Raw genomic sequence first — 5,829 nt, 5'->3', positions numbered from 1 at the left:
CACCCCGCTCCAAATGCACACCCACCAGATCCTCCGGACCCACACCCGCCGCACGCAACACATGCGCCAACCGGTTCGCCCGCTCATTCACCTCCGCATACGACAACGACAACCCACCCGCCACCACCGCCACCGACCCCGGCGACCCCACCACCCACGACTCGAACAACTCATGAGCGAGAGAAGTGACTTCGGAGCTCGGGGTCCGGGCGTCACGTACGAGCAGGTCGTACTCCCCGGCCGTCACCCGAAGCGCGCCGGCGTCGCCGTCGATGCCCTCGGCGGCCATCGCCTCCAGGACCGAGCGGTACATGCCCGCGACGCGCTCCGCGTTCTCGGCGGACAGGACGTGCGAACTGGCGCGGAGACTGATGAAGCCGCCGATGGCGGTGACGCCGAGGCCGAACTCGGTGGAGCTGCTGTTGATGCCGTTGCCCTCGTCGACCACCTGGTCCTCCCCGACGAGGTGGAAGTCGAGGTAGACGAAGTAGACGTCGATCAGGCGGCGGCCGCCGCTCTCGATGGCCGGCAGCGGGAAGTTCCGGTGCGGCCAGGCCGCGACCTCACCGTCGAAGGCCTGCCTCACCAGCCCACCCCAGGTCCGGGAGGACCGGTCGTGGGCGTGCGGCATGGTGTTGAGATACATGCCCAACAGGCGCTCGGAGCCAGGGACTTCGGGCCTCTGGTGACCGACGATGCCGGTGAAGAAGCGCTCCTCGTCGGTCAGCTGCGACATCACCTTCAGGTGGGCCGCGTGCAGCACCGCCTTGATCGGCACTCCCGCCTTGGTCGCGAGGCCGCGCAGCGCGGGCTCCAGGTCGCGGAAGGAGAAGCCGGCCCCCACCGTCTCGGGGGGTGCGGTGCGGTCGCCGTGCCAGTCGGCGGGCAGCGCGAACGGCGCGTGGGTGTCCACGATGCCCTGCCAGTAGGCGCGGTCCCCGGCGTCGTCGAGGGACGCGAGCTCGGCGGCGACGGTGTCCGCGAAGCGCACGGGCGGCGCCTCGTACGGGGCGGGCTCGGCGCCGTCGCGCAGCGCCCGGTAGACCTCGACCAATTCGTTGAGCAGGGTGTGGTAGCTCCAGCCCTCCAGCATGGCGTGGCTCTTGGTGAAGGTCAGCCGCCAGGCCGCGTCGCTCTGGACGTGGACGAAGATCCGCAGCAGTGGCGCGGACGACGTCATGTCGAAGAGGGTGGCCCGCTCGGTGGAGGCGAACTCCGCCAGCTCCGCCGCCAGTCGGTCCTCGTCGAGGTGGCGCACGTCGGCCCGGTCCAGCGGGATGGCGACCTCGCTGTGCACCAGTTGCATCGGCACGCTGTACCCGGTCAGGTCGACCGAGGTGCGCAGGATGTCGTGGCGGGCACCGACGACCTCCACGGCCCGCCGAAGGGCGCCGAAGTCGAACGGCGCGTCGTCACGGACCAGGAAGGAGGTCAGGTCGTGATAGTTGTTGCGGCCGTCCGACGCGAGGGTCTCGACGAGCATGCCGGTCTGGTTCTGCGACAGCGGGTAGGCGTCGCTCAGGCCCTCGGGCAGCAGAGCCCGGTCCGCGTCCGAGAGCAGCGCGAACGGCTCGACGGCGGTGACCTGCGCGGTGGGCGCGGGGCGCCCGGTGACGGACTCGCAGAGCGCGGCGACGGTGGCCTTCTCGAAGACCTCACGGACGCCGACCTCGAACCCCGCCGCGCGCAACGCGCCGACCAGGCCGACCGCGCGGATCGAGTCGCCGCCCAGCTGGAAGAAGCTGTCGAGGACGCCGACCCGCTCCAGGCCCAGGTGCTCGGCCCAGACCGCGGCCATCCGCTCCTCGGCGGGGGTGCGTGGCGCGACGTGCGGGGCCGCGTCGAAGGCGGCGGCGTCAGGGGCGGGCAGGGCGCGCTGGTCCAGCTTGCCGTTGGCGGTCAGCGGGATGCGCTCCAGCGCCAGGTAGGCGGAGGGCAGCAGGTACGGGGGCAGCCGGTCGGCGGCGTACGCGTCGAGCGCGGCGTGCGGGGGCAGTTCGCCCTCCGGGACGACGGGAACGACGTAGGCGATGAGCTGCTTGCCGGTGGCGCTCTCATGGACGCGGACGCGGGCCTCGCCGATCGCCGGGTGGCTGCCGAGAACGGCCTCGATCTCGCCGGGCTCGACGCGGTAGCCGCGGATCTTGACCTGTCCGTCGATACGGCCGAGGAAGTCGACCGTGCCGTCGGCGAGGACCCGGGCGAGGTCGCCGGTGCGATAGAGGCGGGCGCCGGCCGGGCCGAACGGGTCGGGCAGGAAGGACGCCGCCGTCCGGGCCGGGCGGCCCGCATAGCCGCGGGCGAGGCCGTGGCCGCCGACGTACAGCTCGCCGGTGCCGCCGACCGGTACCGGCTGGAGGTTGTCGTCGAGGACATGCATCGTGGTGCCCGGCAGCGGACGGCCCACGGGCACGATCTCGGTGGCCTGGGGACCGGTGACGTCGTGGACGCTGTTGCCGACGGTGATCTCGGTCGGGCCGTACTCGTTGACGACACGGCCGCCGCCGACGAGGTCGAGCCAGCGCTCCGCGGTGCGGCTGAGCAGGGCCTCGCCGCCGACGACGAGCACCGGCGCGAGGCCGTGCGCGCGCTCGCCGTCGAACTGCTGACCCAGCATCTCCAGATGGCCGGGGGTCAGCTTGAGGAAGCCGTACGGGCCCGACTCGGCCAGCCAGTCGCCGAGCTCGGACAGGTCGCGCTCGGAGCCGAACAGGTTCAGCGCGCCGCCGGTCATCAGCGGGGCGTACAGCGTCGGCACGACCAGGTCGAAGGCGACGGACGAGAACAGCGCGGTGTCGCCAGGGGCGCCGCCGCAGTAGTCGGCGACCGCCCAGTCCAGGTAGCCGGCGAGCGAGCGGTGGGTGATCTGGACGCCCTTGGGCCTGCCGGTGGAGCCGGAGGTGTAGATGACATAGGCGAGCTGCTCGGGGTCGGCCCCGGGCAGCGGGGTCGGGTCCAGAACCTCCGCACCCTCACCGCTACCCCGGACGCCTGCGTCCTCATCGACGAGCAGGACCCGGCCGCCGAATCCGGCGAAGCGATCGGCGTACTCGGCCTGGGTGACGACGACGGGGCAGCCGGCGTCGGCGACGACGGTCGCGATGCGCTCGGCCGGCCAGGAGCCGTCCATCGGGACGTACGCCGCGCCGGCCCGCCACACCGCGAGGAGAGCGACCGGCAGGTCGACGGTCGGGTCGAGAAGCACACCGACCACGGATTCGGGACCCGCGCCGGCCGCGCGAACGCGGCGGGCCAGGGCCTCCGAACGGGCGGACAGCTCCGCGTAGTCGAGGGAACCCGAGGCATCGCGGACGGCGACCGCGCCGGGCGTACGGGCCTCGGTGGCCACGATCGCGTCGAGCGCGGTGCGGCCGACCGGCTCGGTGGCAGGGCCCTCGGCGGCGGCGAGCAGGGCGGCCCGCTCGCCCTCTGGCAGGAAGGTGCGGGTGGCGTCGCCGTCCGCGTCGGCGGCCATGGCCTCCAGGACCGACCGGTACATCTCGGCGAGCCGCTGGGCGTGGGCCGGGGTGACGGCGCGGGTGTCGGCGGTCAGGATGACATGCCCGGCGCGCGAGGAGACGCTGAGCGGGAACTCGGTGGGGCTGTCGTCGATGCCGGCCAGCTCGTCCACCAGGTCCGTGTCGATCTGCCGGAAGTCCTGGTAGTTGAAGTAGACGTCCATGAGGCGGCCGGTGCCGCCCCAGTCGCGCTGGACGGCCGGCAGCGGGTATCGGCGGTGACCCCACAGCTCGACCTCGGCCGCGAAGGTCCGGCCCACCAGCTCACGCCAGGTACGGGCGCCCTTGGCGTGCGGGAACGGCAGCGTGTTGAGGTACATGCCGTAGACGCGGTCGGCGCCTGTCTCCTCGGGGCGCGCGTCGCAGACCAGGCCGGTGTGGAAGGCCTGCTCGTGGGTGAGCTGGCCGAGCACCTTGAGGTGGGCGGCGATCATGACGCTCTTGAGGGAGGCGTCGGCGGCCGTGGCCAGCGCGCGCAGGCCCGGCTCCAGGTCCTGCCAGGAGATGCCGGTCTGGAAGGTGGTGTGCGCGGCCCCTGGCTCGCCCCAGGTGGTGGGCAGGATGAACTTGGCGTGGTTCTCGGTGACTTCGGTCCAGTACGCCTGGTCGTCGGCCGAGTCGAGGGCGGCGAGCTCGCCCGCGATGAAGTCGGCGAAGCGCAGCGAGGGCAACTCCGTCGGCTCCGGGTCGCGGCCGTCACGTATGGCCTGATAGGTCGTCAACAGCTCCATCAGGAGGGAGTGGTGACTCCAGCCCTCCAGGATGGGGTGGCACTCGGTGACCGAGATCCACCAGCCGCCGTCATCCGTGGTGTGCGCGTGGAAGCGCATCAGCGACGGCACCGCCAGGTCGAAGAGGCGGGTCCGCTCGGCGACGGTGAAGGCGCGCAGCGCGGCCTCCACCTGCTCGGCGTCCAGGCCGGTCAGATCCTGTGCGGTGATGGGCAGTTCGGCGGTGGCGTGGACGAGCTGGAGGGGTCGCGCGTAGGACGCCAGGTCGATGGACGTGCGGAGCACCTCGTGCCGGGCGGTGACGACACGGCCGGCCTCGACCAGGGCGTCGAGCGAGAAGGGGTGCTCGTCACGGATCCGGAAGGTGGAGACGTTGTGGTAGTGGTTGCGGCCGTCGTCCATCAGCATCTCGATGACCATGCCCAGCTGGTTCTGGCCCAGCGGGTAGGCGTCGACGACGTCGGCGGGCAGGACGGCTCGGTCCTCGTCGCCGATCAGCTCGAAGGGGGCGACGCGGCGCTCGGCGGCGGCCGTGGCGGCGGGGCGGCCGGTGGCCAGCTCGGTGAGGCGGGCAACCGTACGGCAGTCGAAGACGTCGCGGACCGCGACCTCGTGGCCGGCCTCGCGGAGCCCGCCGACCAGGGCGACGGCGCGGATCGAGTCACCGCCCAGCTCGAAGAAGCTGTCGTGGACGCCGACCCGCTCGACGCCGAGCACCGAACGCCAGACGGCGGCGACGGACTCCTCGTCCGGGGTGCGCGGCGCGGTGAACTCGCCTGCGGCGCGCAGCTGGAGGGCGGCGTCGGGGGCGGGCAGGGCGCGCTTGTCGAGCTTGCCGTTGGTGGTGAGCGGAATGGTGTCGAGCGCCACGAAGGCGGCCGGAACCATGTACTCGGGCAGCTCGCGGGCGAGGGCCGCGCGGATATCGGCGACGGGCAGCCCGGCACCGGACCGCGCCGGGACGAGGTAGCCGACGAGTCGCTTGTCGCCGGGGGTGTCCTCGCGGACGACCACGACGGCCTGGGCGATGTCCTCGTGCGCGGTCAACGCGGCGGCGATCTCGCCGAGTTCGACGCGGTAGCCGCGGATCTTGACCTGGTCGTCGATACGGCCCAGGAACTCCAGGCTGCCGTCCTCACGGCGACGGGCGAGGTCACCACTGCGGTACATCCGGCCGCCGGCCGGCCCGAACGGGTTCGGCACGAACCGCTCCGCGGTCAGGTCCGGACGCCCGAGGTAACCGCGCGCCACACCCGGACCCGCCACATGGATCTCACCCGGTACACCGACGGGCGCGAGCGAACCCGAGGCGTCCAGCAGATAGACCGAAAGGTCGCTGAGCGGGTAGCCCACGCGATTCGCCGCCAGGCCGTCGACGTCCTGTTCCTCGACCTTGTGGTAGGTGGTGTGGACGGTGGTCTCGGTGATGCCGTACATGTTGACGAGCGCGGGAGCGTCGAGGCCCAACAGGTCCGTCCACGGCCAAAGTTCGGAGACCTCCAGCTTCTCCCCCGCGAAGACGACAGCACGCAGGGAAAGCTCGTGAACCCGGCGGTCACCGGAGGCGGCGGCCGCCACCA

Annotated in this window: 1 protein-coding gene; it reads right to left on the bottom strand. The window is 72.3% G+C overall.

The features are described from left to right. Positions 1 to 5,829 (bottom strand): amino acid adenylation domain-containing protein (locus tag ACZ7M3_RS52515; protein ID WP_472073894.1); only part of this gene is annotated, 5,829 nt, incomplete at both ends.

The sequence above is a fragment of the Streptomyces sp. NPDC111656 genome (assembly GCF_055656965.1).
Note: the sequence above shows the minus strand (reverse complement) of the source record. Positions and strands in the feature narration are given on the sequence as shown.